The organism is Bradyrhizobium sp. USDA 3650 (assembly GCF_054057395.1).
On record NZ_JBSRZG010000001.1, the window covers coordinates 4,517,827 to 4,544,518 of the forward strand.

Consider the following 26,692-nt stretch of genomic DNA (forward strand, 5'->3'; position numbering starts at 1 on the left):
TCCACGAGGCGGACCATAGCGCGCCCGCCGCAATGGCGCTATCACACCGCCCTCATAAGGTGAATGCCTGACCATGCCCGAATTGCCCGAAGTCGAGACCGTCCGCCGCGGCCTTCAGCCTGTCATGGAGGGTGCGAAAATCCTGGTCGCGGAGGCCCGCAGGCCGGATTTGCGCTTTCCCTTCCAGCCCGACTTCGTGGCCCGACTCAAGGGGCAGGTCGTCACGGGGCTCGGCCGCCGTGCAAAATATCTCATGGCCGATCTCGCCTCCGGCGACGTGCTGTTGATGCATCTGGGCATGTCGGGCTCGTTCCGCGTCATCAAGCCGGACAACGAGGTAGCGCCCGGCGAGTTTCACTATCCGAAGGCCAAGGACTCCACGCATGACCACGTGCTGTTTCGGATGTCCTCCGGCGCCGACATCATCTTCAACGATCCGCGCCGCTTCGGTTACATGAAAGTGATCGCGCGCAGTGCGCTCGACGACGAGCCGCTGTTGCGCGGGCTCGGCCCCGAGCCGCTCGGCAATGAATTCGACGCAGCGATGCTGGCGCGGTCCTGTGCTGGCAAGACCACGAGCCTGAAAGCCGCGCTGCTCGATCAGCGCGTGGTCGCCGGGCTCGGCAATATCTATGTCTGCGAAGCCCTGCATCGCTCGCATCTGTCGCCGCGCCGGATCGCCGCGACGCTGTCGACCAAGAAGGGCGAGACCACCGACCATGCGAAGCGACTGGTCGGCGCGATCCATACCGTGCTGAACGACGCCATCAAGGCCGGCGGCTCCAGCTTGCGCGATCATCGCCAGACCTCGGGCGAGCTCGGCTATTTCCAGCACTCGTTCAAGGTCTATGACCGCGAGGGCGAGAAATGCACCACGCCGCGCTGCGGCGGCACCGTGAAGCGCTTTACGCAGAACGGCCGGTCGACGTTCTGGTGTCCGAAATGTCAGAAGTGAGTCAGCAGCGTCGCGATGATGGAGTGCCGTAGCCCGGATGGAGCGCAGCGCAATCCGGGATCTTCATGCAATGGATGGAGGCGTCCCGGATTGCGCTTCGCTCCATCCAGGCTACGAAAGCGAATTCGCTGCGCTCGCAATGACGGCCGAGATAGAGTTTCCCCAAAAACGCGAAGCGAAGCAATCCGGCCGGGCTGGTGGCCGGATTGCTTCGTCGCTGAGGCCCCTTCCGGATGGCGAAGGGCCGGCTGGCGTCTGAGCGATTGCCCCGCTCAGGACGCCAGTATCGTGGTCTCGTCGGCTGCAAGCTCGGCGGCGACGTGCAACATTCCGTCCGCGGCCGCGATGACCTGGTCGATCAAGACCTTGGTGGTGGCGGCGAGCTCGAGCCGGGTCTCGATCCAATGCCAGAGGCCGCGGATCTCCTCGGTCGACTTGCCGTTCGGGGCGAATTCGCTCACCGCAAGGCCGCTTGCGAGCGAGTCCTGGTGGTCGTTGCGCATCACGATCAGGGGACGCGCGAGCACCTCGGCGAGATCGAGCGCGGCTTCCTCGGCGAGCGTGTTGGCGGCGTTGTCGATGCGCTGGCCGCGGATAGGAGTCTGGTTCAGCACGAAGCTGTAAGGCCGCTTCCAGGCACGCGCGACGCTGAGCGTCGAAACGGTGGCTTCGATGTCGGCGACGCTCGGGCGGGCCGGGATCAGGCAGAGGTCGGAATGGCGGATCGCGGCGGTGGTCGCGGCGCTGAGGCCGGCGGCGGTATCGACGATCGCGAGCTGGAGGCCGCTGTCGGCGAGCATCTTCAGGCGCGGCTCGATATCGGCGGCGTGATAGATCGGCTCGACGACGAGATCATCGGTGGTGCGGCGGCGCTGCCAGTTGGACAATGTGCCCTGCGGGTCGGTTTCGATCAGGCGAACGGTGAAGCCGGCCTGCTTGGCTGCCAGCGCGAGGCCGATGGCGAGCGTGCTCTTGCCGCTGCCACCCTTTTGGGTGGCCAGTACGATCGTGTGCATTGAAGATCAATCCTTTGGAGTGCTTGGGTCTCGGGAAACGCCACGCGAACGTGCATCGATCTCGATGCTGAGCTCTTCTCGCTCAGGACGTGCCGGCCCAATCCAAAGGGGATCGCGGAGGTCCGAATCAGCAGTCACGATGATGTCGGAATCCGGAATGCCAGCGAATCCGTACCATTACTGGACCCGTACTCGTACGTGTGCTGTGCTTGCTGCCGTGAATAAGAAGGACAAGAGGCATGGGCGGAAACTGGCGCGACCGGACGGCGACGAATTTTGAATGCCAGAAGATGCCCGCGGTATCGAGCCGCGGCATGGTGGTCAGCAACCATCCACTGGCCTCAAGCGCCGGCGCGGAGATGCTGGCCGCCGGCGGCAACGCCATCGACGCCGCGATAGCGACCCTGTTCACGCTGACCGTGGTCGAGCCGATGATGGTGGGCATCATCGGCGGTGGCATGGCGCACATCCGGCTCGCCGACGGCAGCCACCGTTTCATCGACGGGCAGAGCACCGTGCCCGGGGCGGTGCTTGACACCAGCTACACCCCCATGCCGGGCTCCGCGCATGACGTGTTCGACACCGTCGGCAATGAAAATCTCAACGGCCCAAAGGCGGTCGCCACACCGGGTTCGCTGAAAGCCTGGTGCGAGACGCTGCGCCGCTTCGGCACCATGAGCCTTGCCGATGTCATGCAGCCCGCGATCAAGCACGCCGCGCGCGGCTACGCGGCGACAGCCTATCTGCACGAATGCATCAGCGAGAGCGCCGCCGAAATGCGCAAGGACAAGCCGATCGCGGCGATCTATCTGCCAGACGGCGAGCCGCTCAAGGTCGGCGAGCGCGTGGTACAGGCCGAATATGCCGAGACGTTGCGGCATATCGCCGACCACGGCGAAAAGGCGCTCTATGAGGGGCCGCTTGGCGACATCCTCGTCGACTACATGGAAAAAGCCGGCGGCTTCATCCGGCGCAACGACCTCACCAGCTACAAGACCGTCGAGCGGCAACCGATCCGTGCCGATTACCGCGGCTGGACCATCTTTGGCCCGCCGCCGCCCGCGGCCTCCGGCGTGCATATCGCGCAGATGCTGAACATCCTGGAGGGTTACGACGTCGGCAGCCTCGGCTTCGGCACACCGGAAACGATCCACTATCTCGCGGAGGTCCTGAAGATCGCATTCGCCGATCGCGCCGCTGCCAGCGGCGATCCTGATTATGTCGGCGTCCCCGTGGAGCGGCTGACCTCGAAGGCCTATGCCGAGGAGCGCCGCGCTGCGATCGACCCGGCGCGGGCGCAGAGCTGGGGCGCCGGCGTGTCGCAGCTTGAAGGCGCGCACACCACGCACATGACGGCGGCCGATGCGTTCGGCAACGTGGTTGCGACCACGCAGACCATCAACAATCTGTTCGGCGCCAAGATCATGATCCCGGGCCTCGGCGCCATCGCCAACAATTACATGAACCTGTTCGATCCGCGTCCAGGCCACGCCCTGTCGCTGGCGCCGGGCAAGCGGGTGACGACCTCGATGTCGCCGATGATGGCACTCCGTGATGGAAAGCTGCGCTATGCGCTGGGTTTGCCCGGCGGAAAACGAATCTTCCCGAGCGCGATGCAGGCGCTGCTCAATCTGATCGACCACGGTATGAGCTTGCAGGAAGCAGTCGAGGCGCCGCGGGTCTGGACGGAGGGCAATGTGCTCGAAGTCGAGCAGAACGTACCGGCGAGCGTGCGCGCGAAGCTCGAGCGCCTCGGCCACAAGGTGCAGCCTGTTGCGACAGTCGCCGGCGGCATGAACGGTATCGCCTTCCACGACGACGGCACCATGATCGGCGCCGCCTGCTGGCGTGCGGACGGCACGCCGGTCGGAATTTCCGGCGGGCTCGCGAAGGCCGGGATCAGGTTCAGGCTGAGCTAATGGCGCGCTGATCGCGGGCTCGATCACCTCTTCGGCTTGCGGGAGAGGTTGCGCGCCTTCGGCGAGGTTACTTCCGCACGCAGATCACGCGCACGACGGCGGCTTTCGCATCCATCGAGGTGCCGTTCGCGGTGACACCGTTTGTCTTCAGGAAATCGCGCACCGTCTCCGCGGAGACCATCACCGCCTGCGACGCCGGTACCGACGTCGCGGCGCCCGCAACCATCGCCGGCTTCAACAACGCGATGCCGGCGAACTTGCCGTCGCCGTCGATGGCGGCGCTGCCGGAGAAGCCAACAGCCGGTGGCGGTGAGAGCGGGGAATCGCCGCCACCGACAGATGCCAGCGCAGCCTTGAGGCTCGACGCGACGGCCGCTCCGCCCTGGCTCTGCGGATCCGCGATACCGACGACATCGACAGTCGACTTCGCCGCGCCGCTGCCGAGGCTGAACGGCTTCAGGCCGCGGGCGCCATAGATATGCAGCAGCGCGAGATCGTGTTCCCGGTTCTCGGCGAGACGGTCGGCGTTGCCATAGCCGGCGACCGTGATCGCGAGACAGGAATCGGTGACGAGGCGGTCGGTGACGATCGCGCCATCCTCGCTGACGACAAGGCCGGTGCCATATTCGACGGTCTTGCGTGGCGGCGGCCCGGCCTGTGGCCCCGACGGGAATGCATTGAACGCGCTCGACATCGCGATCACGACCGGCTCGACCGTGTTCTCGGTCGCCTGGTCGTAGAGGATCGTCATGATGCGGACTTCATCACCCCGAGAAGTGCCGCGCATGTAAAATTTCTTCAGGCCCTGCAGACCCGACAGCACGAAGAAGTCCGGCTTCACCACGGTGTAGTCGACCTTGCGACCCGGCTCTTTCTTCTCCGCTTCGGCAAGCTTGGCCGTGGTCGGGTTCGCCTCCTTGCGGCGGCCGAGCAGCACCTGCACCGTACCCGTGGGCGAGGTCCATTTCGAGCCGTTGGCGTCGGTCGCCTGCTGCGGCACCAGCTTTGAGGGAATCCCAAGCCGCGCGCCGCTGGTCATCTCCGTCACGATCTTCCAGCCGACGCTCTCCTGTTTGCGGCGCGCGGTCTCGGCGAGCGCGGCGCGTTCCTGCGGATTGAGCACGCCGGTCGGCTTGCCGCCCTTCGCCTTCTGATACTCCTTGATCGCCTCGACCAGGCGCGCGCTGACGTCGCCGGTGATGGCGCCGTTATATTGGCCGACCCAGGCGAGGTCGGACTGCAGCGACAACCGCTCTGCCTGCGCCATGGCATCGGCCGTCGCGGCCGGCGTCTGCAAGGCAGGAGGCCGGATCGGAACGGTCTGGACCGGCTTCGGCTTGGTGCCGGGGATTTGCGGTGTCGTCATCTGGGCGTGTGCGCCTGTCGCAGCCGCAAACATCAGTGTTGCCGCAAGCATCGATCTCATGACAAATCCAGCCAGCCCATTGAACGCAATGCCATTGAAGCACATCTCGTTGGTCGCGAACAATCTCGGGGTGGTTCAGGCCGGGCAGGAGAGGTCTAGCTCCTCATCCTGAGGAGCCGCGTAAGCGGCGTCTCGAAGGATGAAGGCCGTTCAGCTGCAGCGGGGCCTTCATGGTTCGAGACGGCGCTTCGCGCCTCCTCACCATGAGGGGAGGATCTGGAAGGATAACGATGCTGAGCCCGGACGAACTCGAACGTTATGCCCGCCATATCGTGCTGCGCGATGTCGGTGGTCCCGGCCAGGCAGCGCTGAAGCGGGCCTCCGTGCTGGTGATCGGCGCTGGCGGGCTCGGTGCGCCCGCCTTGATGTACCTTGCGGCCGCCGGCGTCGGTACGCTCGGCGTGGTCGATGACGACGTGGTGTCGCTGTCGAACCTCCAGCGCCAGGTCATTCACACCACGCCCGATATCGGCCGGCACAAGGTCGAGAGCGCGGCCGAACGGATCACGGCGCTCAATCCGCATGTCCGCTTCGTCGGCCACGCCACCTGGCTCAATGCCGACAATGCGCTGGCGCTGATCGGCGACTATGACCTGGTGCTCGACGGCTCCGACAATTTCTCCACCCGCTATCTGGCCTCGGACGCCTGCTTCTTCGCCAAGAGGCCGCTGATCACAGCGGCGCTCGGCACCTTCGATGGCTCGCTGACCACCATCCGCGCCCATGAGAAGAACGAGCAGGGCGAATTCAATCCGACCTATCGCTGCCTGTTTCCGGAGGCGCCGCCGCCCGGGACCGTGCCGGCCTGCGCCGAAGCCGGCGTCATGGGCGCACTCGCGGGCGTGATGGGCTCGATGATGGCGCTGGAGGCGATCCGCGAGATCGTCGGCTTTGGCGACGGCCTGGTTGGCCGCCTCCTGATGATCGATGCGCGCGCGATGCGCTTCGAGACGCTGCGTTACGCGCGCGATCCGGCTAATCCGCTCAACGGCGATGGGCCTGTGATCACTGACCTCAGCGCCCATCGCACCTGACCGCAGCCGCTACGCCGTGGCCGGCTTCTCGCTGTCGAGATGCGCCATCTGCTCGGCGGCGTAACGCGTACCGGCGGCGACATCAGGCGGGAAGGCCTTTGCCAGCAGCGCGAGATGAGCCGGCGTCAGCGTGACCTTGGCCGCACCAAGTGCCTCGCTGAGGCGGTTGCGGGTGCGGGCGCCGACCAGCGGCACGATCTCCTTCCCTTGCGCCGCCACCCAGGCGATCGCGACTTGTGCCGGCGTCGCGCCAATCTCGGCGGCGATGGCGCGCAGCTGCTCCACCAGTGCGAGATTGGCATCGAGATTCGGTCCCTGGAAGCGCGGCGTCATCAGCCGGTAGTCCTTGCCCGTCTTGCCGGAGTCCTTCGACCAATGGCCGCTGATGAGGCCGCGCGCCAACACGCCGTAAGCCGTGATGCCGATGCCGAGCTCGCGGCAGGTCTTCAGGATGTCGCGTTCGATGCCGCGCTCGATCAGCGAATATTCGATCTGGAGATCGGCGATCGGGTGCACGGCATGCGCGCGGCGGATGGTGTCGGAGCCAACCTCGGACAGGCCGATATGTTTGATGTAGCCGGCCTTCACGAGATCGGCGATGCCGCCGATGGTTTCCTCGATCGGAATGTTGGGATCGAGCCGCGCCGGACGGTAGATGTCGATGTAGTCGGTGCCGAGCCGCTGCAGTGAATAGGCCAGGAAGTTCCTCGTTGCGGCCGGCCTCGTGTCCATGCCGGTGAATTCGCCGGCAGGACCGCGCAGCGCACCGAATTTGACGCTGATCTGCACCTTCTCGCGCGGCACGTCCTTGAGCGCTTCGCGCACTAGCATTTCATTGTGGCCCATGGCGTAGAAATCGCCGGTGTCGACCAGGGTGATGCCGGCATCCAGCGCGGCGTGGATCGTGGCGATGCTCTCGCCGCGATCGGCGGGGCCGTAGACCTCGGACATGCCCATGCACCCGAGACCGAGAGCGGAGACGGTGGGACCGGTTGAACCGAGTTTGCGCTGTTCCATGATGGCTCTCCTCGAAAAGGCGCTGACTGCGCCGCGTGACGAGGCCTGATATGCGCCTGATCGATTGCGCCGATAAGCTGGACAATCGAGAATGGCTTGTTCACATTAGCGAACAATGGCTGAGCCCGACCTGCGTGATCTCGACGTCTTCGTGGCAGTCGCCCGCACCCGCAATTTCCGGCGCGCGGCGATCGAGATTCGCGTGTCGGTGTCGAGCCTTAGCCAGCGGCTTCGGGATCTGGAGGAGCGCCTCGGCGTCCGCCTGATGAACCGCACCACCCGCAGCGTCGCCCTGACCGAGGCGGGCGATCTGCTGCTGTCGCGCTTGGCGCCGGCGCTGCGCGATGTCGGCGACGCCCTGGATCAGGTCCGCGGCCTGCGCGAAGTGGCTTCGGGCCGGCTGCGCATCAACGCGCCGCCGCCGGCGGTCGATCTCGTGCTGGCGCCGATGATCGGGCCGTTCCTTCAGGCCTATCCGCAGGTCGATCTCGACATCGTCTCCGAGAGCGGGTTCGTCGATATCGTCAGCGCGGGCTTCGATGCCGGCGTGCGCTATGGCGAGCATCTCGCGCAGGATATGGTCGCGATCTCGCTCAGCGGTCCGCAGAGCTATGTCGTGATCGCCTCGCCCGATTATCTCGCGCGCCGCGGCAAGCCTGAGCATCCGAAGGATCTGCTCGACCATGATTGCATCCGCGCCCGCTACTCCAGCGGCGTCATGCATGATCTGGAGTTCGAGAAGGCCGGTCAGCTGGTGAAAGTCGATCCGCCGGCAAAGCTGATCTCGACCAACATGGGCCTTTCCATGCGCGCTGCGCTCGACGGCGCCGGTGTCTGGGCGACGCTTGATGGTTATGTCGGCGAAGCCCTGAAGTCGGGCGCGCTGGTCAGGCTGCTCGAAGACTGGTGCGAGCCGTTTCCGGGCCCGTTCTTGTATTATCCAAGCCGGCGCCAGACGCCCCCGGCGCTGCGGGCCTTCATCGATTTCGTCGCCGACTGGCGCAAGCGCGAAACACGCAACAAATAGACGTCACAGCATGCTCGGCAGCACGCGATCCGGCGGCTTGTGGGCGTCGAGGAAGGTGCGGATGTTGATGATCACCTTCTCGCCCATCTCGACGCGGCCCTCGATCGTGGCCGAGCCCATATGCGGCAGCAACGTCACCTTGCCGGCCTTGGCGAGCCGCACCAGCTTCGGGTTCACCGCGGGCTCGTGCTCATAGACATCGAGGCCGGCGCCGCCGATCTCGCCGCCTTCGATCAGCTTGATCAGCGTGTCCTCGTCGGTGACCCCGCCGCGCGCGGTGTTGACGATGTAGGCGTCCTTGCGGATCAGCTTCAGCCGGCGCGCCGACAGCAGATGGTAGGTCGCCGGCGTGTGCGGACAATTCACCGAGATGATGTCCATCCGCGCCAGCATCTGGTCGAGGCTTTCCCAATAGGTCGCGCCCAGCTCTTCGGCGATCTTCGGCGCCACCGGCCGGCGGTTGTGGTAGTGGATCTGCAAGCCGAAGGCGCGTGCGCGGCGTGCGACCGCCTGGCCGATGCGGCCCATGCCGATGATGCCGAGGCGCTTTCCGCCGATGCGATGACCGAGCATCCAGGTCGGCGACCAGCCGGGCCAGGGTTTTCCTTCCGTCAGGATCGAAGCGCCTTCGATCATCCGCCTGGGCACGGCGAGGATCAGCGCCATGGTCATGTCAGCGGTGTCTTCGGTCAGAACTTTCGGCGTGTTGGTGACGGTGATGCCGCGGGCATGCGCGGCCTCGACATCGATGTTGTCGACGCCGTTGCCGAAATTGGCGATCAGTTTCAGTCTGCAGTCGGGCTGGTTGACGATATCGGCGGAGATGTGATCGGTCACGGTGGGGACCAGCACGTCGGCGGTGCGGGCGGCTTCCGCGATCTGCTCGGGCGACATCGGCGTGTCGTCGAGATTGATCCGCGCGTCGAACAGCTCGCGCATCCGGGTCTCGATCGAGTCCGGAAGCTTGCGCGTCACGACGACGAGGGGCTTTTTCTTCACCGACATGTCCTGCCCTCATGAGGCGTTGCGAGCCGCCTCTGTCGCCAAAGGCCGGCCGTTGAGGCCTCATTAACCCGGTTGTTCGACACTGCGCTTGCCGTGTCGTCCCCGGCGTTTCCTTCAAGCTCTCCCGACATTTCCGGCCGGAAAATCGGGACAAACCGGTTGTTCAGACGTCCGTCCTCTCTAGCAGAAGGCCGGGCCAAGACAAGAACCACGGGCAAAGGGCTCGGGAACACCCGCGTGGGGCGGGTCAGGGGCGACAGCGGCCTGGTTTTGGAATTTTGGGGTGAGGGCCCGGCTCGGCCGGACCTTCGACAGGAGACGGGTTGATGGCGTTGGGGCGTTTTTGTTCGGTGATGGCGCTCGTTTGCACCTGGTTGAGCGCTTCGGTCAGTCCCGGGCATTCGGCAAAGGACAGCACACCCCAGACGGCCTCGGGCCTCCCGGTGCCGCGCTACGTCAGCCTGAAATCGGATCACGTCAACGTCCGCGCCGGCCCGACCAAGGACAATGACGTCGCCTGGGTCTACACCCGCTCCGGCCTGCCGGTCGAAATCACCGCCGAGTTCGAGAACTGGCGCCGGGTGCGCGATTCCGAGGGCGCCGAGGGCTGGGTCTATCACTCGCTGCTGTCGGGCCGCCGCACCGCGGTCGTCACGATGAAGCACAAGGACGAGCTCGCGCCGATCTACGATCGCGCCGATCCCGACAGCGCGGTGGCCGCAAAGCTCCAGGCCGGCGTCGTCACCCAGGTGAAGAAGTGCAGCGCAAACTGGTGCCACGTTCTCGGCAACGGCTTTGACGGCTGGATCCAGCAGGAGCGCCTCTGGGGCGTCTACTCGGACGAGCAGGTGAACTGATCTCGTTGTCGTCCCGGCGAAGGCCGGGACCCATAACCACAGGCAGTAGTTTGAGGAAGACGGGTAGTTACCCGGTCGTCCTGCGATACAGATTGCTGTGATTATCGATAAATCACGCGGTATGGGTCCCGGCCTTCGCCGGGACGACGCGAGATTCGAAGCTCAGCGCTTCTTGCGCAGCCGTACGACCATGTCGATGCGGGCGATCTCGTAACCCGCGGGCACCTCCGGCATCTTGGACAGCGCCAGATGCGGATCCTCGATATCGACCAGCTCATGGCTGTTCTCGAGGTAGTAGTGATGGTGGGTCGTGACGTTGGTGTCGAAATAGGTCTTGGTGCCGTCGACGCTGACCTGACGCAGCAGACCGGCGTCGGTGAGCTGGTTCAGCGTGTTGTAGACGGTCGCCAGCGAGACCGGCACCTTGGCCAGCGTCGCTTCTTCGTAGAGCATTTCAGCCGTGAGGTGACGTGCACCCTTGCCGAACAGGAGCCAGCCGAGCGCCATGCGCTGGCGCGTCGGGCGAAGCCCGGCGGACTGGAGCATTTCGTTGACGTCGTGCCACGGGCAACCGGTCAAAGCCGGCTGACGGCCGGACATAAGAGCCGCCGCATGGGCCTCTTCGTCGCGATGGGGCGCGTTATTTTCGTTCATTTCCAGCTTCGGGCACGCGTGAACACTGTGATCCCCAAACATATATGGAGAGATAGATGCAGATGCAAGTTTCTCGCAACTAGAGTGGTTCTAATCAGGTAGGGAACCGGCTTGCTGGCCCGTCATTTTACCTTCATGAGAGCGCTTTGCTACCCGAAATGGCCTGTGTTAGAGAGCCCGCGGTTCCGCTTAACCGATTTTGGCGCGACCCGGCATTGAAGGCCGCTCGCTATCGATCCAGGGCCCTTCGGTATTCTCGTCCGACAATGGCAACAGCTGTTGCCTTTCGAACAGGAGAGGGCCCATTTTCGCCGGAAACGCCGCTCAATCGGGGTTTGAACACAAAGGCTTCCGCATGCTGAACAGGCGCAACGGTTACGAATATGAAGATCTGCTGGCATGTGCCCGCGGCGAGATGTTCGGCCCTGGCAATGCGCAATTGCCGCTGCCGCCGATGCTCATGTTCGACCGCATTGCGGACATCAGCGAGACCGGCGGTGAATTCGGCAAGGGCGTGGTGCGCGCCGAGCTCGACGTGAAGCCCGACCTCTGGTTCTTCGGCTGCCACTTCAAGAACGATCCGGTGATGCCCGGCTGCCTCGGGCTCGATGCGCTGTGGCAAATGGTCGGCTTTTATCTGGGCTGGAGCGGCGGTGAAGGTCGCGGTCGCGCGCTTGGCCTGAACGAGCTGAAGTTCAGCGGCCAGGTGCTGCCGGAGGCCCGCAAGGTTGTGTACAACATCGATATCAAGCGCGTGATGCGTTCAAAGCTGGTGCTTGGTATCGCCGACGGATGGCTTTCGGTCGATGACCAGATTATCTATCGCGCGAAGGATTTGAAGGTCGGCCTGTTCAAGCAGGGCACGAGCCTGGGCTGAGCGCATCACCACGAAGACAACGATTGAGGCGAGGCTGTCATGAGGCGGGTTGTGGTCACCGGGATGGGCATTGTCTCCTCCATCGGAAACAACACCCAGGAAGTGCTTGCGAGCCTTCACGAGGCGAAGTCGGGCATTTCGCGGGCTGAGAAATATGCCGAGCTCGGCTTCCGTTCGCAGGTGCAGGGTGCACCGACGCTCGATCCTTCGACGGTGGTCGATCGCCGCGCCATGCGTTTCCTCGGTCAGGGCGCGGCGTGGAATCACGTCGCGATGGAACAGGCAATCCAGGATTCCGGTCTCTCGCCTGACGAAATTTCCAATATTCGCACCGGCATCATCATGGGCTCCGGCGGCCCGTCCGCACGCACCATCGTCGAGGCCGCCGACATCACCCGCACCAAGGGTCCGAAGCGCGTCGGGCCGTTTGCAGTGCCGAAGGCGATGTCCTCCACGGCCTCCGCGACGCTCGCGACCTGGTTCAAGATCAAGGGCGTGAACTATTCGATCTCTTCGGCCTGCGCCACGTCGAACCATTGCGTCGGCAACGCCTATGAAACGATCCAGATCGGCAAGCAGGACGTCATTTTCGCCGGCGGCTGCGAGGAGCTGGACTGGTCGCTGTCGGTGCTGTTCGACGCCATGGGCGCGATGTCCTCGAAGTACAACGACACGCCCTCCACGGCCTCGCGTCCCTACGACGTCAACCGCGACGGCTTCGTGATTGCCGGCGGCGCCGGCGTGCTGGTGCTGGAAGAGCTCGAGCATGCCAAGGCGCGCGGCGCGCGCATTTACGGCGAGATCGTCGGCTACGGCGCGACGTCCGACGGCTACGACATGGTCGCACCGTCAGGCGAGGGCGCCGAGCGCTGCATGCGCATGGCGATGTCGACCGTGAAGACCAAGGTCGACTACATCAATCCGCACGCGACATCGACGCCGGCCGGCGATCCGCCGGAGATCGACGCGCTCCGCAGGGTGTTCGGAAGTGGCGAGAAGTGCCCGCCGATCTCGGCGACGAAGGCGCTGACCGGTCACTCCCTGGGCGCGACCGGCGTGCAGGAAGCGATCTATTCGCTGCTGATGATGAACAATGGTTTCATCTGCGAGAGCGCCCACATCCAGGAACTCGACCCCGCGTTCGCCGATATGCCGATCGTGCGCAAGCGCATCGACAACGTCAAGATCGGCACCGTGCTGTCGAACTCCTTCGGCTTCGGCGGCACCAATGCCACGCTGGTGTTCAGCCGGCTGGATGCGTGACGTCCTTGCGGACGCGCTGGTAATTTTCTCGTCATGGCCGGGCTTGTCCCGGCCATCCACGTCTTGGCCTCCGGCTTCGAAGGGCGTGGATGCCCGGGACAAGCCCGGGCATGACGAAAGCGGAAAGCGATCGAAACGATGCAGGAATTAATGAAAGGCAAGCGCGGTCTGATCATGGGCATCGCCAATGATCATTCGATCGCCTGGGGCATGGCGAAGACGCTGCATGCTCACGGCGCCGAGCTTGCCTTCACTTTCCAGGGGGAGGCCCTGGGCAAGCGCGTCAAGCCGCTGGCGGAGCAGCTTGGTGTCGACATGGTGCTGCCCTGCGACGTCGAGGACATCGCCAGCGTCGACGCCACATTCACGGCCTTGCGCGAAAAGTGGGGCCGGCTGGATTTCGTGATCCACGCGATCGGCTTCGCCGACAAGAACGAGCTCAAGGGCCGTTACGCCGACACCAGCCGCGAGAATTTTTCGCGCACCATGGTGATCTCCTGCTTCTCCTTCACGGAAGTGGCAAAACGCGCCGCCGAGCTGATGACGGAAGGCGGCAGCATGATCACGCTGACCTTCGGCGCCTCGGAACGCGCGATGCCGAACTACAACGTGATGGGCGTGGCCAAGGCGGCACTTGAAGCCTCGGTGCGCTATCTCGCCTCGGATTTCGGACCGCGCGGCATCCGCGTCAACGCGATCTCCGCCGGTCCCATCCGCACGCTCGCCGGCTCCGGCATCGGCGAGGCGCGCGCGATGTTTGCCTTCATGCAAAAACATTCGCCGCTCCGCCGCGGCGTCACGCTCGACGAGCTCGGCGGCTCGGCGCTGTACCTGCTGTCGGATCTCTCCGGCGGCGTGACCGGCGAAATCCATTATGTCGATAGCGGCTACAACACCGTCCTGATGCCGCGGCCGGACGATCTGAAGACGCCGGATTAGCTCTCGTAGAGTGGGCAAAGGCGCGCAAGCGACGTGCCCACGATTTCTTAAAATTGGGGCCACGAACTTTTGCCGCGAGCGACGTGTCGATCAGCGCGCGTCGCTGTTGCGTGTCGCTCGTTGAAACCCGAGCAAGAGCGGCAGCGTCTTGTCGAGGCTTTCCGCCAGCATGGCGCGCACGCCGTCGCGCAGTGCGGGATTGTCGGCGGCATCTTCAGGGCGGGTTGGAAACGATTCTGCGGGTAGTTCGCGATAGGGGCCGCCGATTTGCACGCCCAGAAGCCTCTGCACCATGAGGGAATGATGCGTGTTGATCAGCGCAGAGCTCTGTCTGACAACGGAAAAGTCGCGGCCGTCGAAGATGCGGACAAACGCCAGGGCGTAGAGATAGATGCGACGCCCGAGCACCACATCATGGTTGAGGATGCCGAAGCCGCGGACCGTATAGTTGGATGACCCGAAAGGGCTGATTGAATTGAGGATCTGGATGTAGTGCCGGCAATTCGTTCCTTTCACGACCTCGCGCATGTATTGGGCCAGCTCCGCATTGAGATCGCGGAACAACCTGTCCTTCAATGTGTCCTTGGACTCGTCGTGGGGAGGAAATTTCGCCGGGTTGTAGGGGATTCTCAGAACGGACACGCCGGCAGGGATCGCGGCGCGAGTCCGCGCGAAGATAAGATCATTGAGTCCCCAGCCCGGGATCGGGACGACCGTCTTCTTGTTCTGAAATACGGTCAGGCCGGTCGTCAGCACGGTGAACTCATCGCCGGTGGTGACGACGACCCCGAAGTCGCACAGGCCACCGACCACGGGAGCAGGCTTGGCCGTCCGCGTGGTTGTCTTGCCGTTGGCTTGCTTGACGGCTGATCCTGCTGTCTCCGTTCCTGGTGGTCCCGATTTGGTCTGCGCCCAAGCAGATGTCGAAAAGCACCACACGACAGCCGCCACCACGAGCAGCCGGGCCATGACCTCAAATGCAGCCCAGCCGCAGGAAGCGGACGAACGATAGCCTTTGTCGCGACCCGTCGGCAAAGGCGCTTACTCGCCCTTGATGTATGCGGGTAGATACTGGTCCGGCTGGGCCGTGAGCAGGCCGCGTGTGCTGTCACGCAGCAATGCACTGCTGGTCACCTGTTCAGGGGTCTTGGGAAATTCGAGATTGTTGAGGATTCGCATATTGTCGTTCTTGTGGGAGAAACTCGAAGCAATCACATCGCCGAAGCTGCGGGTAGGCGCCCGACGGATGTCGAAAGTCCGTCCGTCAAAAACGTTGATGCGGAAATAGGAAACAACGACGCCGCGCCCGGAAGGGCTCGCCCAATTCTTGTAGACCCCGAGGCCCTCGATTGATTGATTGGTGCCATCAACCGAAACGCGGGCTTTCGTGGCTACGACGTAACGTTCGCAATTTGAAGTTCCGGCGATCTGCCGCACCAGCGCCGTCAGGTCGTCGCGGTCCTTGCGGAACAGTTTCACTTCCGGATGATAGTACGGCTTGAAGGCTCCGCTTGCGTAAGCGATCTTTCGGACAGCGGTGCCGGGCGCCGCGGCGCGAACCCTCGCGACGAACAGATCATCGATACCCCACGTCTCGATCGGCGCCTCCATGTACTCGTTTCCGAGCATCGTGAGGCCGACATGTTGCACCGAGAACTGGTCTCCGATGGCGGAAATGACGCCGATCTGACAGGGGCCACTCTCCGCCGCGGCTGGCAGTTGTGCAGCCGGTTTGGCTTTCGGCGCCGCCTTCTTGACTGCCTTCTTGGCCGGCGCCGCCGTCCGAGCGGGAGGCGCGGCGGTTGCGGGAGGGGTCTGCGCGGCTGCCGTAGTGAGCAGGGACAGCACCGCGATCAGCGAGACAGCAATTCGAAACATCGATTCCGGGAGATCAGGGGCAGGAGGACGGCGGGTACGCCACACTAAATTGGAACCGTGACAACCGCAAGCTGCACCAGGCGACCACTGCCTTATCCGGCGGGCCGCTGCCGCCGCCACCGATAATACTTCATCATGAACCCGTTCGACGGCTCGACCTCTTCCTTCTCGAACACAAAGCCCTCGCGCTCGTACCAGCGCCAGGCTTTTTCGTTCTCGCGGACGCAGCGCAGAGACATCTCATCCGGCATTTGCATGCGCGTGAAGGCGAGCAATTGGCGGCCGAGCGATTGGCCCTGATAGGCGGGCGCGACGAACAGCATGTCGAGATAGAATTTTGGCAGATGCAGCGCCAGCATCGCGGCGATCGTGCCGTTGTCGTCGGCAACGAACAGGCTCCAGCCGTCCTCGATCTCGCGCCGGATGCGTGCACGCAGGTTTGCCAGCAGGAACTCGCTCGCCTCGCCGAGCTCGGTCGAGACCCAGCTCTCCATCCAGACACGGCCGATCTCGTCGTATTCGTCCGCGCGGGCCGGGCGGATGGTGGGATGCGACATCGAGGCCTCAGGTCGGCTTGCTGCGCACGGATGGACGCGCGCGAACCTTGCCCGCCGACAGGCACACCACCTCGGAGATCTGCAGCAGTTGCCGCGCCAGCGGGCTGGTCTTGCGCCAGACCATGCCGATGGTGCGCGACGGCTGCGGGTCGCGGAAGCGCGCCAGCGAGACCGAGGCCGATCGCGTCTCCACCGACACGGCCATCTCCGGGATCAAGGTGACGCCGATGCCGGCGCTGACCATCTGGACCAGCGTCGACAGCGAATTGGCGTCCAGCATCTCGCGCGGCGGCGCCGATTGCATGTTGCAGAATGACAGCGCCTGATCGCGGAAGCAGTGCCCCTCCTCGAGCAGCAGCAGCCGCATCTCGCGCATCATCTCCCGCGATGGTGCCGGCGTTCCCTCGTCCGCGCTCGGTCGCACCAGCAGGAATTTTTCCTCGAACAGGGCGACCTCGGTGAGCGCGGGCTCGGACACCGGCAACGCCACGATGGCGGTATCTAGCCGGCCTTCCACCAGTTCCTGGATCAGCCGCGGCGTCATCGTCTCGCGGACGCGGATGTCGAGCTCCGGATGCATGCGGGTCAGATTCTTGGTGATCGTCGGCAGCAGATAGGGCGCAATCGTCGGGATCATGCCGATGCGCAGCCGTCCGGAGAACCGGTCCTGCGAGGCGCGGGCGAAGTCGCCGAGTTCGTCGACCGAGCGCAAGATGTCGCGGACGCGCTGCGCGAGCTCCTCGCCAAACCGGGTCAGCGCCACCTGCCGGGCGCTGCGCTCCAGCAGCAGGCCGCCGAGCGCCTCCTCCAGCTCCTTGATCTGCATCGACAGGGCAGGCTGCGAGATCGAACAGGACTCAGCCGCGCGGCCGAAATGACTGTGACGCGCCAGGGCGTCGAAATACCGGAGCTGGCGCAGGGTGAGGTTTAGCATCAGAAAATCTTATCGCTGCGATCATTAAAGTCAACTTCCCCTGATCGAACGTGAAGCTTAGAGTGCTTCCACCTGGTCAAAGGCGCGAGTTCGACGCCACCAGAGGAGGTATTCATGGACGACTCTTCAAAGTGCCCGTTTTCGGGTGGAAAACGCGTGCCGGCGAACCGCGATTGGTGGCCGACCCAGCTCAGCATCGAGATGCTGCACAAGAATTCGGCCAAGTCCGACCCGATGGACAAGGACTTCGACTACGCCAAGGAATTCAAGTCGCTCGACCTGAACGCGGTCATCAAGGACCTGACCGCTCTGATGACCGAATCGCAGGAATGGTGGCCCGCTGACTTCGGTCACTACGGCGGCCTCATGATTCGCATGGCCTGGCATAGCGCGGGCACCTATCGCACCACCGACGGTCGCGGTGGCGCCGGCGCCGGGCAGCAGCGTTTCGCGCCGCTCAACAGCTGGCCCGACAACGCCAATCTCGACAAGGCCCGCCGTCTACTCTGGCCGATCAAGCAGAAGTACGGCCGCAAGATCTCCTGGGCCGATTTGATGGTGCTGGCCGGCAACGTCGCGCTGGAATCGATGGGGTTCAAGACGTTTGGCTTTGCCGGCGGCCGCGTCGACGTCTGGGAGCCGGAAGAACTGTATTGGGGTCCGGAAGGCACGTGGCTGGGCGATGAGCGCTACAGCGGCGAACGCCAGCTCGCCGAGCCGCTCGGCGCGGTGCAGATGGGCCTCATCTACGTCAATCCGGAAGGCCCGAACGGCAAGCCGGATCCGATCGCCGCGGCCAAGGACATTCGCGAAACCTTCTTCCGCATGGCGATGAACGACGAGGAAACCGTCGCGCTGATCGCCGGCGGCCACACCTTCGGCAAGACCCATGGCGCGGGCGATCCGTCGCTGGTCGGACCGGAGCCGGAAGCGGGCGCGCTCGAGGATCAGGGTCTCGGCTGGAAGAGCAAGCACTCTTCGGGCCACTCGGGCGACGCTATCACCAGCGGTCTCGAGGTGACTTGGTCGCAGACCCCGACCAAGTGGAGCAACTACTTCTTCGAGAACCTGTTCAACTTCGAATGGGAGCTGACCAAGAGCCCGGGCGGTGCGAACCAATGGACGGCAAAGGGCGCCGACCCCGTGATTCCCGACGCTTTCGACAAGTCGAAGAAGCATCGGCCGACGATGCTGACGACCGATCTCTCGCTGCGTATGGACCCGGCCTATGAGAAGATCTCGCGCCGCTTCCTGGAGAATCCCGATCAGTTCGCGGACGCCTTCGCCCGTGCCTGGTTCAAGCTCACCCATCGCGACATGGGTCCGGTCGTGCGCTATCTCGGCCCGCTGGTGCCGAAGGAAACGCTGATCTGGCAGGACCCGATCCCCGCCGTGAATCACGAGCTGGCCAGCGAGCAGGATATCGCCTCGCTGAAGACCAAGATCCTGGCCTCGGGTCTGTCGGTCTCGGAGCTGGTCTCGACCGCATGGGCGTCGGCCTCGACGTTCCGCGGCTCGGACAAGCGCGGCGGCGCCAACGGCGCGCGCATTCGCCTTGCCCCGCAGAAGGATTGGGAGGTGAACGAGCCGGCTCAGCTCTCGAAGGTTCTGGGCAAGCTCGAAGCGATCCAGAAGGACTTCAACGCGTCATCCGGTGCGAAGAAGGTCTCGCTGGCGGACCTCATCGTGCTCGGCGGCACCGCCGCGGTCGAGAAGGCCGCGAAGGATGCCGGCGTCGAGGTCAAGGTCGGCTTCACGCCGGGCCGCATGGATGCCTCGCAGGAGCAGACCGACGCCGCTTCGTTTGCTCCGCTGGAGCCGCGGGCCGATGGCTTCCGCAACTTCATCGGCAAGCGGCAGCAGTTCATGATGCCCGAGGAAGCTCTGGTCGATCGTGCGCAGCTGCTCCGGCTTACCGGCCCGGAGATGACGGCGCTCCTCGGCGGTCTGCGCGTGCTCGGCGCCAATGCGAACGGTTCGAAGAACGGCGTCCTCACCTCGAAGGTGGGAACGCTGAGCAACGACTTCTTCGTCAACCTGCTCGACATGAGCACGCAGTGGACGCCGGCCGGCACCGACGGCGTCTATGAGGCCCGCGACCGCAAGACCAACGCGGTCAAGTGGACCGGCACGCGTGTCGACCTGATCTTCGGAGCGCACTCGCAGCTTCGCGCCTACGCCGAGGTCTATGCCACGTCGGATTCCAAGGAGCAGTTCGTCAAGGACTTCGCCAAGGCCTGGACCAAGGTGATGAACCTGGACCGGTTCGACATCGCGGCCTGATTCCGAAGCTCAGCAAGCGACAAACAAAAAGGGCGGCCGCGAGGCCGCCCTTCGTGTTTCTGGCAGGTAGCGAGATTTACTCGCCAGCCGCTTCGCAATGTTGGCATTGCGGGTGTCCTTGGACTATGCAATCTTAAGGAGATTGTTTGGCTTATTAATTTTCAGATAGTTAATCGCCGGGTGTGCCATGTGGAAGAAAGCTTGGGCCGCGGTCACGGTTGTCCTCTGGTTCTTCGTTCGTACAATTCGCTACCTTATCAAGCCGTTCGTCTGGCTAATCTCCCTTGCTATTGCGGTGCTGGCGGTTTTGGTTTTGGTCGTGCCGACGACGTCCCGCGACGTGGCCTATCGAAACATAGATCCCGCTTCCGAAACCTGCGGCTTCGCTCCCGATCGAGCTTGGGCGATTCTTGCCGATCCAGCTGGAGCGGCCGATGGTCCGGTTGACAATGACGAGATCAAGGCGATCAGGAATTTCCCATCTGGCGGATGGGAGAAGAAATTCTCCTGTTCGCTTCAGCGGCACACCATCCCCGGTGTCAACGGTGGCGAGCCACTCTTCTACAACCTGGCATTCGTTGAGTTCAGGGAAGATGGCTCGCCCTACGAACTGATCAAGGACCTTGGGCAGCCCTATACCATTGAAGAGCTATCGAGCCGCATTCGCTTTGTCAGTAGCAACAAGCGCGAGCCGATCACGCAGCTGCGGGCTCTGACAAACCTGCTGCGACAAACGAGCGGCCGGAACTACGTGGTGGTGTTCGTCCACGGCTGGCGGCATGACGCTCGGATCGGAGACGACAACGTTGGCGCGCTTCGTAGATATGCGGCACACGCCGCACGTTACCTGAAGGAGCGATGCAGAGCCGGCGAACAAGAGCAGTGCGAACGTATTGTGACGGCGGTCTACATCGGATGGCGAGGGGCAAGGATCGACGAACCACGTATTGTCGACCCCCTTGTCGCAATCGGAGACTGGCTCGACGGCGGACCAGATAAATGCCGGGCAGACGATTCCGCCAAGCCTGCCGGCGGAGGCCCAAGTGCTCAAAGGTGCTGGCGGAGAATTATGAGCAGCTGGGGTAATGGTGCGGCGTCGCTCGTTACAGCCCTCACGTTGTTTGACCGGAAGCCGGTCAGTGAAACGATCGCGCCACATGTCCTCACCGCCATACGATCAATCGAGAGCACGTTCGACGTCGTCAAGAATGGGCAGCTGCTGCACTACTACGACAGGGAGCAGAATCCGAATCGTCTCTTGGTGGTCGGTCACAGCTTGGGTGGGAATCTATTAGCGACTGCACTCGAGCACGACGCGCTCAAGCGCGTTGAATGGCAGTCCGCCCGTAATGCCGATTCGCGCGGGAGCAGGCAGACTCCAAACAGGGGAGCGCACTTCATCGACGGCGAAGCAGCAGAATTATTTTGAGCCACCGCTCGGAAATCTTGTCGTCTTGATCAATCCGGCGGCGGAGGCCCGAAAATGGACGTCGATTCAGCGGGCGGTTTGGCGGCACATGGTCTTCCGGGAAGGCGAGGCAAGATCGGAGGAGGACTATGGTCATGAGTTCTTCCCGGACTACCAGCGTCCGGTTGTCGTCGCTGTTACGTCTGCGTTCGCCTGGCCGCCAGGCGGAATCCGTACGGAGGACTGCGCCGTCGCATTCAACTTCGACAAGGAGTTTAGGGACAATCCCCCTGTGACGGGGGGCGCGGATACCCTGCGCCGGAAGGAAGAGCGGCTACACACGGCAATCGATGACGTCGATCAGAAGTCAAAGAAGGGCGGCGTAGTCTACGATACCGCGACGCACGATCTGTTTCCCTTCTTCAAATTCGATTTCCGTCCGATGGCGGATCGACTCGATCGATACGCGCGGTACCTTGCCGAGCAGAAGGTGCCACGACTCTCCTGCGCAAGGGAACCGGAGATCAAGTCGTGGTGGCCATGGCTGTTGGCAAAGGTTGCGGCGCATCTGCGCGATGCGCCATTCCAGAACTCGGACATGGAGGAGACCAGAACCATTGGCAATTTGGACGTCCCCAGGCACGCGGCTGGAACCCTTGATGATTATCTGATCCCCTCCCAGCCTTTCGGAACGACACACGAGATGCGCGGCCTCGCGAATGCTGCCAAGTCGATGTCGTATTCGAGCCTCGCAACGAGCCAGTTGGCGGAATGTCCGATCAGTCATTTTTGGCTGAGCCGGGCACGCCGTCAGCAGTCGCCCCATGGCACGAATTGGAATAGCAACGAGCTGGCGGCGGTCGCTCCAGATGAAGATCCGGCAGCGAAGTCATTATCGACGCGAATCACTCACGGTTTCGACATGGCCGGCATCACGCCGGTCACGCGTGCGAATGATCCTTTCTGGAATATGCGGGCTTTCGACGACGTGATTGCCGAGCACAGCGGCTATCGTCTTTCGTCTTTCATCTGTGCGATCAATCAATTGGTCATGGACGAAGCGACCAAGCTTCCTGGCCCGCCGGCGCCAACGGTCGCCGCAGAGGCTCCGAGGAATCCGGCAGACAGTCTCACTGCCTCGTCTCCGCCGGTGATTCTGAAGAAGGATTAATTGGCTATTCGGCTGCTCGCATCCTGCGATGAGATGCCAGAAGACGTGTTCAACAAAAAGGGCGGCCGCGAGGCCGCCCTTCGTGTTTCTGGCAGGTAGCGAGATTTACTCGCCGGCCGCTTCGCGCGCGGGCTGCTGGCTCTCGCCCTTGCCCTCGAGGTCTTCGCCGGTCTCCTGGTCGACCACCTTCATCGACAGGCGGGTCTTGCCGCGGTCGTCGAAGCCGAGCAGCTTGACCTTGACCTTGTCGCCTTCCTTGACGACGTCGGAGGTCTTCTGCACGCGCGCCGAAGCGAGCTGGCTGATGTGGACGAGACCGTCCTTGGAGCCGAAGAAGTTCACGAAAGCGCCGAACTCCATCACCTTGACGACGGTGCCGTCATAGATCTGGCCGACTTCCGGATCGGAGGCGATCGACTTGATCCACTTGATCGCGGCCTTCATGGCCTCGCCGTCGTTGGAGGCGACCTTCACGGTGCCGTCGTCCTCGATGTTGACCTTGGCGCCGGTCTTCTCGACGATCTCGCGGATCACCTTGCCGCCGGTGCCGATCACTTCGCGGATCTTGTCGGTGGCGATCTTGAAGGTCTCGATGCGCGGCGCGTATTCGCCGAGCTCGGCACGGGCGTTGGTGAGCGCCTTCGACATCTCGCCGAGGATGTAGATACGTCCATCCTTGGCCTGGCCGAGCGCGACCTTCATGATCTCCTCGGTGATGCCCTCGATCTTGATGTCCATCTGGAGCGAGGTGATGCCCTGCTCGGTACCGGCGACCTTGAAGTCCATGTCGCCGAGATGGTCCTCGTCACCGAGGATGTCCGAGAGAACCGCGAAGCGCTTGTCTTCGAGGATCAGGCCCATCGCGATGCCCGCGGTCGGCCGCTTCAACGGCACGCCGGCGTCCATCAGCGCGAGCGAGGCGCCGCAGACCGATGCCATCGACGAGGAGCCGTTGGATTCGGTGATCTCCGACACCACGCGCGTGGTGTAGGGGAATTCGTGGTGCGGCGGCAGCACCGGGTGGATCGCGCGCCAGGCGAGCTTGCCGTGGCCGATCTCGCGGCGCTTGGTGCCGCCGAGGCGGCCGGTCTCACCGACCGAGTAGGGAGGGAAGTTGTAGTGCAGCAGGAACGTCTCTTTGTACGTTCCCGACAGCGCGTCGATGTACTGCTCGTCCTCGCCGGTGCCGAGCGTGGTCACGACCAGCGCCTGGGTCTCGCCGCGGGTGAACAGCGCCGAGCCGTGGGCGCGGGGCAGCACGCCGACTTCGGCGACGATGTTGCGCACGGTCTTGGAATCGCGGCCGTCGATGCGCTTGCCGGTGTCGAGAATGTTCCAGCGAACGATCTTGGCTTCGAGCTCCTTGAACACGCCGCCGATGCGCAGCTTGTCGTATTTCGGCTCCTGGCCTTCCGGGAAGTAGTGAGCGATCACCTTTTCCTTGACCTTGCCAACCGCGGCGTAGCGATCCTGCTTGACCGGAATGGCGTAGGCGGCGCGCAGTTCCTGCTCGACCATGCCGAGCATTTCCTTTTCGAGCGCCGAATTGTCGATCGTGGTGACCTCGCGCGGCTCCTTCGCAGCCTTTTCGGCGAGCTCGATGATCGCGTTGATCACGGGCTGGAAGTGGCGGTGACCGAACATCACGGCGCCGAGCATGATCTCTTCGTTCAGCTCCTTGGCTTCCGATTCCACCATCAGCACCGCGTCCGCGGTGCCGGCGACGACGAGGTCGAGCTGGGTGTCGACCATCTCGTCGAGCGTCGGGTTGAGGATGAACTCGTCATTGGCGAAGCCAACGCGCGCGGCGCCGATCGGGCCCTTGAAGGGAGCCCCCGACAGGGTCAGCGCAGCCGACGAGGCCACCAGCGCGACGATATCGGGATCGTTCTCCATGTCGTGCGAGAGCACGGTGACGATCACCTGGGTCTCGTTGCGCCAGCCGTCGACGAACAGCGGACGGATCGGACGGTCGATCAGGCGGGAAACCAGCGTTTCCTTCTCGGTCGGACGACCTTCGCGCTTGAAATAGCCGCCGGGAATGCGGCCGGCTGCGTAGGTCTTCTCCTGGTAGTCGACGGTCAGCGGCAGGAAGTCGACGCCTTCGCGCGGCGACTTCGCGGCAACGACGGTGGCGAGCACCACGGTCTCGCCGTAGGTCGCGACGACGGCGCCGTCGGCCTGGCGGGCGATCTTGCCGGTTTCGAGCTTGAGAGGGCGTCCACCCCAGTCGATCTCGACTGAATGCTTATTGAACATAGAGGTCTTCTTTCATGGGTTCTCGAAAGAAGGACGGGTCGAAAAACAAAAACCATGCGCAAGATTGCGGGACGTTGATCGAAGCGGGCGATCAGCGTCCTGCGATCCTGCCATGGTTTTTGGATTTCGGATGGCGTCCATCCCTTCGGGTCATACGGGCGCCTTGCCCGTTGTGCCCAGCCGCCGGATTGCTGCTGGACTGTCAGTCGGCACGAACGCGAACACCGAAGCGCGGTGTTCGCCCATCATGCCCCGGATGCTCGCCCTCAACGGCTCGCATCCGACGCGCACGCAGCCTCGACGAAAAACCTTTAAACAAACGCTTTCGTTCGAAATCACGCGCGAAAACGCGCGCCGTTTGGCGCGCGCAAGAACTCTTAACGACGAATGTTGTGCTTCTCGAGCAGCGCCTTGTACCGCGCCTCGTCCTTCTTCTTCACATAGTCGAGGAGCGAGCGGCGGGTCGAGACCAGCTTCAAGAGGCCGCGACGCGAATGGTTGTCCTTCACGTGGGTCTTGAAATGGTTCGTGAGGTTGGCGATGCGTTCCGACAGGATCGCGACCTGAACCTCTGGCGAGCCGGTATCGCCGGCCTTGTTGGCATTCGTCTTGATGACTTCCGCTTTGCGTTCTGCGGCAATCGACATCGGTCAATTTCTCTCGTTGCGATCGGCGCTGGCAGTCAGGCCGGTCAGGTTGAACACACGCTTGGGGATGATTTCGCCATTGCCGACTTCGGCAAGCGCGAGAAGCCGGCCTGCCACCGTGACATAGACTGTGCCGCTACAAGTGGGCGCATCCCGTCCGCGCAACAAAACGGCTTGGCCCCGATGGAGCCTTGCCGCATCAGCCCGAGTGACGGCCAGTGCCGGGATGTCGTCCAGCGCGGTCTCAACGGGCATAAGCGCGTCGGCGAGGCTACCCTCGCCGGACGCGGCTCTATCGCACAAAGCCTCCAGCTGATCCAGCGGAATCATGTCGTTCTCGCCAAATGGGCCGACCAGGGTCCGCCGCAGCGCGCAGATATGGCCGTAAGTGCCGAGAATCCGGCCCATATCGCGGGCGAGCGCGCGAACATAGGTCCCCTTGCCGCATTCGGCCTCGAACACGGCATGGTCGCTATCCGGTTGATCTACAAGGCTTAAACGGTGAATCTCGACCGGGCGAGGGGCCAGTTCCACGATCTCGCCGTCGCGGGCGAGGTCGTAGGCGCGCTCGCCCTGGACCTTGATCGCGGAATAGCGCGGCGGGATCTGCTGGATCACCCCGGTGAAACGGGGCAGCAGGGCCTCGATGGCCTGCCGGGTCGGGCGCTGGTCCGAGGTTGCGGTCGCCCGGCCCTCGATGTCGTCGGTGTCGCGCTCCTCGCCCCAGCATACCGTGAACCGGTAGCGCTTGCGGCCGTCCATAACGAAGGGAACGGTCTTGGTGGCCTCGCCGAGCGCGATCGGCAGGCCGCCGGAGGCGAGCGGATCGAGCGTGCCGGCATGGCCGGCGCGCTTGGCGTTGAACAGGCGCTTGAGCACGGCAACGGCCTGCGTCGAGGTCATGCCGATCGGCTTGTCGAGCACGACCCAGCCGTGGACGTCGCGGCGGTCGCGGCGCGGCTGGTTGCCCTTCTGCTTGTTGGCGCGCGGATCGTTGTTGACGCGGCGCGGCTCCTGAGGTGGCTGAGAATTGCCGCCCATGTCCGCAAAATTATTTTTCTGCACGTCGAGCTGATCGGCCTCTTCGCCGCCGATCGTGCCGTGAGCCGGGTCCATCGTCATCGTTCTTCTTCCCGATCCGTATCCGGATCCTGTTCCAAGTCCTGTTCGAGGTCCTTCTGCACCGCGGGTGTTCGCAAAAGCTTCTCGATCCGTTCTGCTTCGTCGAATCGTTCGTCGACGCGGAAGCGAAGGTCAGGTGCAAATTTCAGGTTAACGCGCCGCGCGACCTCGCCGCGCAGGAATTTCTTGTTGCGCTCGAGCGCAGTGAGAACGATCTCGGTGTCGCGGCCACCGAGCGGCATCACATAGACTGTCGCGAGCTTCAGGTCGGGCGACATCCGCACCTCCGGCACGGTGATGATGTGACCTTCGAGGTCTGCATCATGCACGCTGCCTTGCGCCAGAATCTCGGCTATCGCATGGCGAACCTGCTCGCCGACCCGCAACTGACGTTGCGAGCCGCCGAGCGCGGAACTCTTTTTCTGATGATGGCGGGACATGGTC

At 63.6% G+C, this 26,692-nt stretch carries 24 protein-coding genes; 11 read left to right on the forward strand and 13 right to left on the reverse strand.

What is annotated here, in order from left to right; all coding sequences use genetic code 11:
- Positions 1–73: 73 nt before the first annotated feature.
- A complete protein-coding gene (mutM, locus tag ACVIN2_RS21110) occupies positions 74–955 on the forward strand; it encodes a bifunctional DNA-formamidopyrimidine glycosylase/DNA-(apurinic or apyrimidinic site) lyase (RefSeq protein ID WP_456767010.1) in 882 nt (293 codons plus the stop codon).
- Between the two features lie 272 nt (positions 956–1,227).
- Here mutM and ACVIN2_RS21115 read toward each other — a convergent pair whose 3' ends face one another.
- A complete protein-coding gene (locus tag ACVIN2_RS21115) occupies positions 1,228–1,971 on the reverse strand; it encodes a nucleotide-binding protein (protein WP_456767011.1) in 744 nt (247 codons plus the stop codon).
- A 239-nt stretch (positions 1,972–2,210) separates the two neighbouring features.
- Between ACVIN2_RS21115 and ggt the strand changes: the two genes are divergently transcribed.
- Complete coding sequence (ggt, locus tag ACVIN2_RS21120) at positions 2,211–3,890, forward strand: gamma-glutamyltransferase (protein WP_456767012.1); 1,680 nt, start codon at positions 2,211–2,213, stop codon at positions 3,888–3,890.
- A 67-nt stretch (positions 3,891–3,957) separates the two neighbouring features.
- Here ggt and ACVIN2_RS21125 read toward each other — a convergent pair whose 3' ends face one another.
- On the reverse strand, positions 3,958–5,316 hold the full coding sequence (locus ACVIN2_RS21125) for a serine protease (protein WP_456767013.1): 1,359 nt from the start codon (positions 5,314–5,316) through the stop codon (positions 3,958–3,960).
- 230 nt (positions 5,317–5,546) lie between these two features.
- Here ACVIN2_RS21125 and ACVIN2_RS21130 point away from each other — a divergent pair, with 230 nt between their 5' ends.
- Positions 5,547–6,350, forward strand: coding sequence for a HesA/MoeB/ThiF family protein (locus tag ACVIN2_RS21130; protein WP_456767014.1), 804 nt, complete (start codon positions 5,547–5,549; stop codon positions 6,348–6,350).
- A gap of 9 nt (positions 6,351–6,359) precedes the next feature.
- Here the strand turns inward: ACVIN2_RS21130 and ACVIN2_RS21135 are convergent, their stop codons facing one another.
- Complete coding sequence (locus ACVIN2_RS21135; RefSeq protein ID WP_456767015.1) at positions 6,360–7,367, reverse strand: aldo/keto reductase; 1,008 nt, start codon at positions 7,365–7,367, stop codon at positions 6,360–6,362.
- A 115-nt stretch (positions 7,368–7,482) separates the two neighbouring features.
- Between ACVIN2_RS21135 and ACVIN2_RS21140 the strand changes: the two genes are divergently transcribed.
- Complete coding sequence (locus tag ACVIN2_RS21140; RefSeq protein ID WP_456767016.1) at positions 7,483–8,394, forward strand: LysR family transcriptional regulator; 912 nt, start codon at positions 7,483–7,485, stop codon at positions 8,392–8,394.
- A gap of 3 nt (positions 8,395–8,397) precedes the next feature.
- Here the strand turns inward: ACVIN2_RS21140 and ACVIN2_RS21145 are convergent, their stop codons facing one another.
- Positions 8,398–9,399 (reverse strand): 2-hydroxyacid dehydrogenase, encoded by a 1,002-nt coding sequence (locus tag ACVIN2_RS21145; RefSeq protein WP_018455785.1) that lies wholly within the window; start codon positions 9,397–9,399, stop codon positions 8,398–8,400.
- Positions 9,400–9,725: 326 nt separating this feature from the next.
- On the opposite strand from ACVIN2_RS21145, the gene ACVIN2_RS21150 reads away from it, so the two are divergent.
- Complete coding sequence (locus tag ACVIN2_RS21150; RefSeq protein WP_456767017.1) at positions 9,726–10,256, forward strand: SH3 domain-containing protein; 531 nt, start codon at positions 9,726–9,728, stop codon at positions 10,254–10,256.
- Positions 10,257–10,418: 162 nt separating this feature from the next.
- Here ACVIN2_RS21150 and irrA read toward each other — a convergent pair whose 3' ends face one another.
- Positions 10,419–10,910, reverse strand: a complete 492-nt coding sequence (gene irrA / locus ACVIN2_RS21155; RefSeq protein ID WP_018455787.1) for an iron response transcriptional regulator IrrA — start codon at positions 10,908–10,910, stop codon at positions 10,419–10,421.
- A gap of 355 nt (positions 10,911–11,265) precedes the next feature.
- Here irrA and fabA point away from each other — a divergent pair, with 355 nt between their 5' ends.
- The 3 genes from fabA to fabI all read left to right on the forward strand — a co-directional run bounded on the left by fabA (position 11,266) and on the right by fabI (position 13,989).
- Positions 11,266–11,787 (forward strand): bifunctional 3-hydroxydecanoyl-ACP dehydratase/trans-2-decenoyl-ACP isomerase, encoded by a 522-nt coding sequence (gene fabA / locus ACVIN2_RS21160; RefSeq protein WP_456767018.1) that lies wholly within the window; start codon positions 11,266–11,268, stop codon positions 11,785–11,787.
- A gap of 39 nt (positions 11,788–11,826) precedes the next feature.
- The gene (gene fabB, locus ACVIN2_RS21165) at positions 11,827–13,050 is read left to right on the forward strand and encodes a beta-ketoacyl-ACP synthase I (protein WP_219678846.1); all 1,224 of its coding nucleotides are present in this window, start codon (positions 11,827–11,829) and stop codon (positions 13,048–13,050) included.
- Positions 13,051–13,188: 138 nt separating this feature from the next.
- On the forward strand, positions 13,189–13,989 hold the full coding sequence (gene fabI, locus ACVIN2_RS21170) for an enoyl-ACP reductase FabI (protein WP_456767019.1): 801 nt from the start codon (positions 13,189–13,191) through the stop codon (positions 13,987–13,989).
- Between the two features lie 90 nt (positions 13,990–14,079).
- On the opposite strand, the gene ACVIN2_RS21175 is transcribed toward fabI, so the two are convergent.
- The 4 genes from ACVIN2_RS21175 to ACVIN2_RS21190 all read right to left on the reverse strand — a co-directional run bounded on the left by ACVIN2_RS21175 (position 14,080) and on the right by ACVIN2_RS21190 (position 17,358).
- On the reverse strand, positions 14,080–14,958 hold the full coding sequence (locus tag ACVIN2_RS21175) for a hypothetical protein (RefSeq protein ID WP_456767020.1): 879 nt from the start codon (positions 14,956–14,958) through the stop codon (positions 14,080–14,082).
- A 72-nt stretch (positions 14,959–15,030) separates the two neighbouring features.
- Positions 15,031–15,867 (reverse strand): hypothetical protein, encoded by an 837-nt coding sequence (locus ACVIN2_RS21180; protein WP_456767021.1) that lies wholly within the window; start codon positions 15,865–15,867, stop codon positions 15,031–15,033.
- 92 nt (positions 15,868–15,959) lie between these two features.
- Entirely contained in the window at positions 15,960–16,424 is a 465-nt protein-coding gene (locus tag ACVIN2_RS21185) for a GNAT family N-acetyltransferase (RefSeq protein ID WP_456767022.1), read from the reverse strand.
- A 7-nt stretch (positions 16,425–16,431) separates the two neighbouring features.
- Entirely contained in the window at positions 16,432–17,358 is a 927-nt protein-coding gene (locus ACVIN2_RS21190) for a LysR substrate-binding domain-containing protein (protein WP_456767023.1), read from the reverse strand.
- A 114-nt stretch (positions 17,359–17,472) separates the two neighbouring features.
- Between ACVIN2_RS21190 and katG the strand changes: the two genes are divergently transcribed.
- From katG to ACVIN2_RS21205, 3 genes are all read left to right on the forward strand, one after another.
- Entirely contained in the window at positions 17,473–19,641 is a 2,169-nt protein-coding gene (gene katG / locus ACVIN2_RS21195) for a catalase/peroxidase HPI (RefSeq protein WP_456767024.1), read from the forward strand.
- Positions 19,642–19,828: 187 nt separating this feature from the next.
- The gene (locus ACVIN2_RS21200) at positions 19,829–21,070 is read left to right on the forward strand and encodes a hypothetical protein (protein WP_456767025.1); all 1,242 of its coding nucleotides are present in this window, start codon (positions 19,829–19,831) and stop codon (positions 21,068–21,070) included.
- Between the two features lie 25 nt (positions 21,071–21,095).
- Positions 21,096–22,220 carry a hypothetical protein gene (locus tag ACVIN2_RS21205; RefSeq protein WP_456767026.1) on the forward strand — a complete coding sequence of 375 codons (1,125 nt, stop codon included), beginning with the start codon at positions 21,096–21,098 and terminating at the stop codon, positions 22,218–22,220.
- A gap of 105 nt (positions 22,221–22,325) precedes the next feature.
- Here the strand turns inward: ACVIN2_RS21205 and pnp are convergent, their stop codons facing one another.
- The 4 genes from pnp to rbfA all read right to left on the reverse strand — a co-directional run bounded on the left by pnp (position 22,326) and on the right by rbfA (position 26,688).
- A complete protein-coding gene (pnp, locus tag ACVIN2_RS21210) occupies positions 22,326–24,479 on the reverse strand; it encodes a polyribonucleotide nucleotidyltransferase (protein ID WP_007598347.1) in 2,154 nt (717 codons plus the stop codon).
- 377 nt (positions 24,480–24,856) lie between these two features.
- The gene (gene rpsO / locus ACVIN2_RS21215) at positions 24,857–25,126 is read right to left on the reverse strand and encodes a 30S ribosomal protein S15 (protein WP_007598346.1); all 270 of its coding nucleotides are present in this window, start codon (positions 25,124–25,126) and stop codon (positions 24,857–24,859) included.
- 3 nt (positions 25,127–25,129) lie between these two features.
- A complete protein-coding gene (gene truB, locus ACVIN2_RS21220) occupies positions 25,130–26,248 on the reverse strand; it encodes a tRNA pseudouridine(55) synthase TruB (RefSeq protein ID WP_456767027.1) in 1,119 nt (372 codons plus the stop codon).
- Positions 26,245–26,688 (reverse strand): 30S ribosome-binding factor RbfA, encoded by a 444-nt coding sequence (rbfA, locus tag ACVIN2_RS21225; protein ID WP_456769773.1) that lies wholly within the window; start codon positions 26,686–26,688, stop codon positions 26,245–26,247. The genes truB and rbfA overlap by 4 nt, the downstream gene beginning before the upstream one ends.
- Positions 26,689–26,692: the final 4 nt, after the last annotated feature.

What these genes read in the sequence shown, in the direction of transcription:
- ACVIN2_RS21145 (WP_018455785.1), bottom strand. Translation starts at nt 9,399, where the DNA reads ATGTCGGTGAAGAAAAAGCCCCTCGTCGTCGTGACGCGCAAGCTTCCG.
- rbfA (WP_456769773.1), bottom strand. Translation starts at nt 26,688, where the DNA reads ATGTCCCGCCATCATCAGAAAAAGAGTTCCGCGCTCGGCGGCTCGCAA.
- katG (WP_456767024.1), top strand. Translation starts at nt 17,473, where the DNA reads ATGGACGACTCTTCAAAGTGCCCGTTTTCGGGTGGAAAACGCGTGCCG.
- ACVIN2_RS21185 (WP_456767022.1), bottom strand. Translation starts at nt 16,424, where the DNA reads ATGTCGCATCCCACCATCCGCCCGGCCCGCGCGGACGAATACGACGAG.
- ACVIN2_RS21190 (WP_456767023.1), bottom strand. Translation starts at nt 17,358, where the DNA reads ATGCTAAACCTCACCCTGCGCCAGCTCCGGTATTTCGACGCCCTGGCG.
- truB (WP_456767027.1), bottom strand. Translation starts at nt 26,248, where the DNA reads ATGACGATGGACCCGGCTCACGGCACGATCGGCGGCGAAGAGGCCGAT.
- ACVIN2_RS21140 (WP_456767016.1), top strand. Translation starts at nt 7,483, where the DNA reads ATGGCTGAGCCCGACCTGCGTGATCTCGACGTCTTCGTGGCAGTCGCC.
- ACVIN2_RS21175 (WP_456767020.1), bottom strand. Translation starts at nt 14,958, where the DNA reads ATGGCCCGGCTGCTCGTGGTGGCGGCTGTCGTGTGGTGCTTTTCGACA.
- ACVIN2_RS21200 (WP_456767025.1), top strand. Translation starts at nt 19,829, where the DNA reads ATGTGGAAGAAAGCTTGGGCCGCGGTCACGGTTGTCCTCTGGTTCTTC.
- irrA (WP_018455787.1), bottom strand. Translation starts at nt 10,910, where the DNA reads ATGAACGAAAATAACGCGCCCCATCGCGACGAAGAGGCCCATGCGGCG.
- pnp (WP_007598347.1), bottom strand. Translation starts at nt 24,479, where the DNA reads ATGTTCAATAAGCATTCAGTCGAGATCGACTGGGGTGGACGCCCTCTC.
- fabA (WP_456767018.1), top strand. Translation starts at nt 11,266, where the DNA reads ATGCTGAACAGGCGCAACGGTTACGAATATGAAGATCTGCTGGCATGT.
- ACVIN2_RS21130 (WP_456767014.1), top strand. Translation starts at nt 5,547, where the DNA reads ATGCTGAGCCCGGACGAACTCGAACGTTATGCCCGCCATATCGTGCTG.
- ACVIN2_RS21115 (WP_456767011.1), bottom strand. Translation starts at nt 1,971, where the DNA reads ATGCACACGATCGTACTGGCCACCCAAAAGGGTGGCAGCGGCAAGAGC.
- rpsO (WP_007598346.1), bottom strand. Translation starts at nt 25,126, where the DNA reads ATGTCGATTGCCGCAGAACGCAAAGCGGAAGTCATCAAGACGAATGCC.
- fabI (WP_456767019.1), top strand. Translation starts at nt 13,189, where the DNA reads ATGCAGGAATTAATGAAAGGCAAGCGCGGTCTGATCATGGGCATCGCC.
- ggt (WP_456767012.1), top strand. Translation starts at nt 2,211, where the DNA reads ATGGGCGGAAACTGGCGCGACCGGACGGCGACGAATTTTGAATGCCAG.
- mutM (WP_456767010.1), top strand. Translation starts at nt 74, where the DNA reads ATGCCCGAATTGCCCGAAGTCGAGACCGTCCGCCGCGGCCTTCAGCCT.
- fabB (WP_219678846.1), top strand. Translation starts at nt 11,827, where the DNA reads ATGAGGCGGGTTGTGGTCACCGGGATGGGCATTGTCTCCTCCATCGGA.
- ACVIN2_RS21125 (WP_456767013.1), bottom strand. Translation starts at nt 5,316, where the DNA reads ATGAGATCGATGCTTGCGGCAACACTGATGTTTGCGGCTGCGACAGGC.
- ACVIN2_RS21150 (WP_456767017.1), top strand. Translation starts at nt 9,726, where the DNA reads ATGGCGTTGGGGCGTTTTTGTTCGGTGATGGCGCTCGTTTGCACCTGG.
- ACVIN2_RS21135 (WP_456767015.1), bottom strand. Translation starts at nt 7,367, where the DNA reads ATGGAACAGCGCAAACTCGGTTCAACCGGTCCCACCGTCTCCGCTCTC.
- ACVIN2_RS21180 (WP_456767021.1), bottom strand. Translation starts at nt 15,867, where the DNA reads ATGTTTCGAATTGCTGTCTCGCTGATCGCGGTGCTGTCCCTGCTCACT.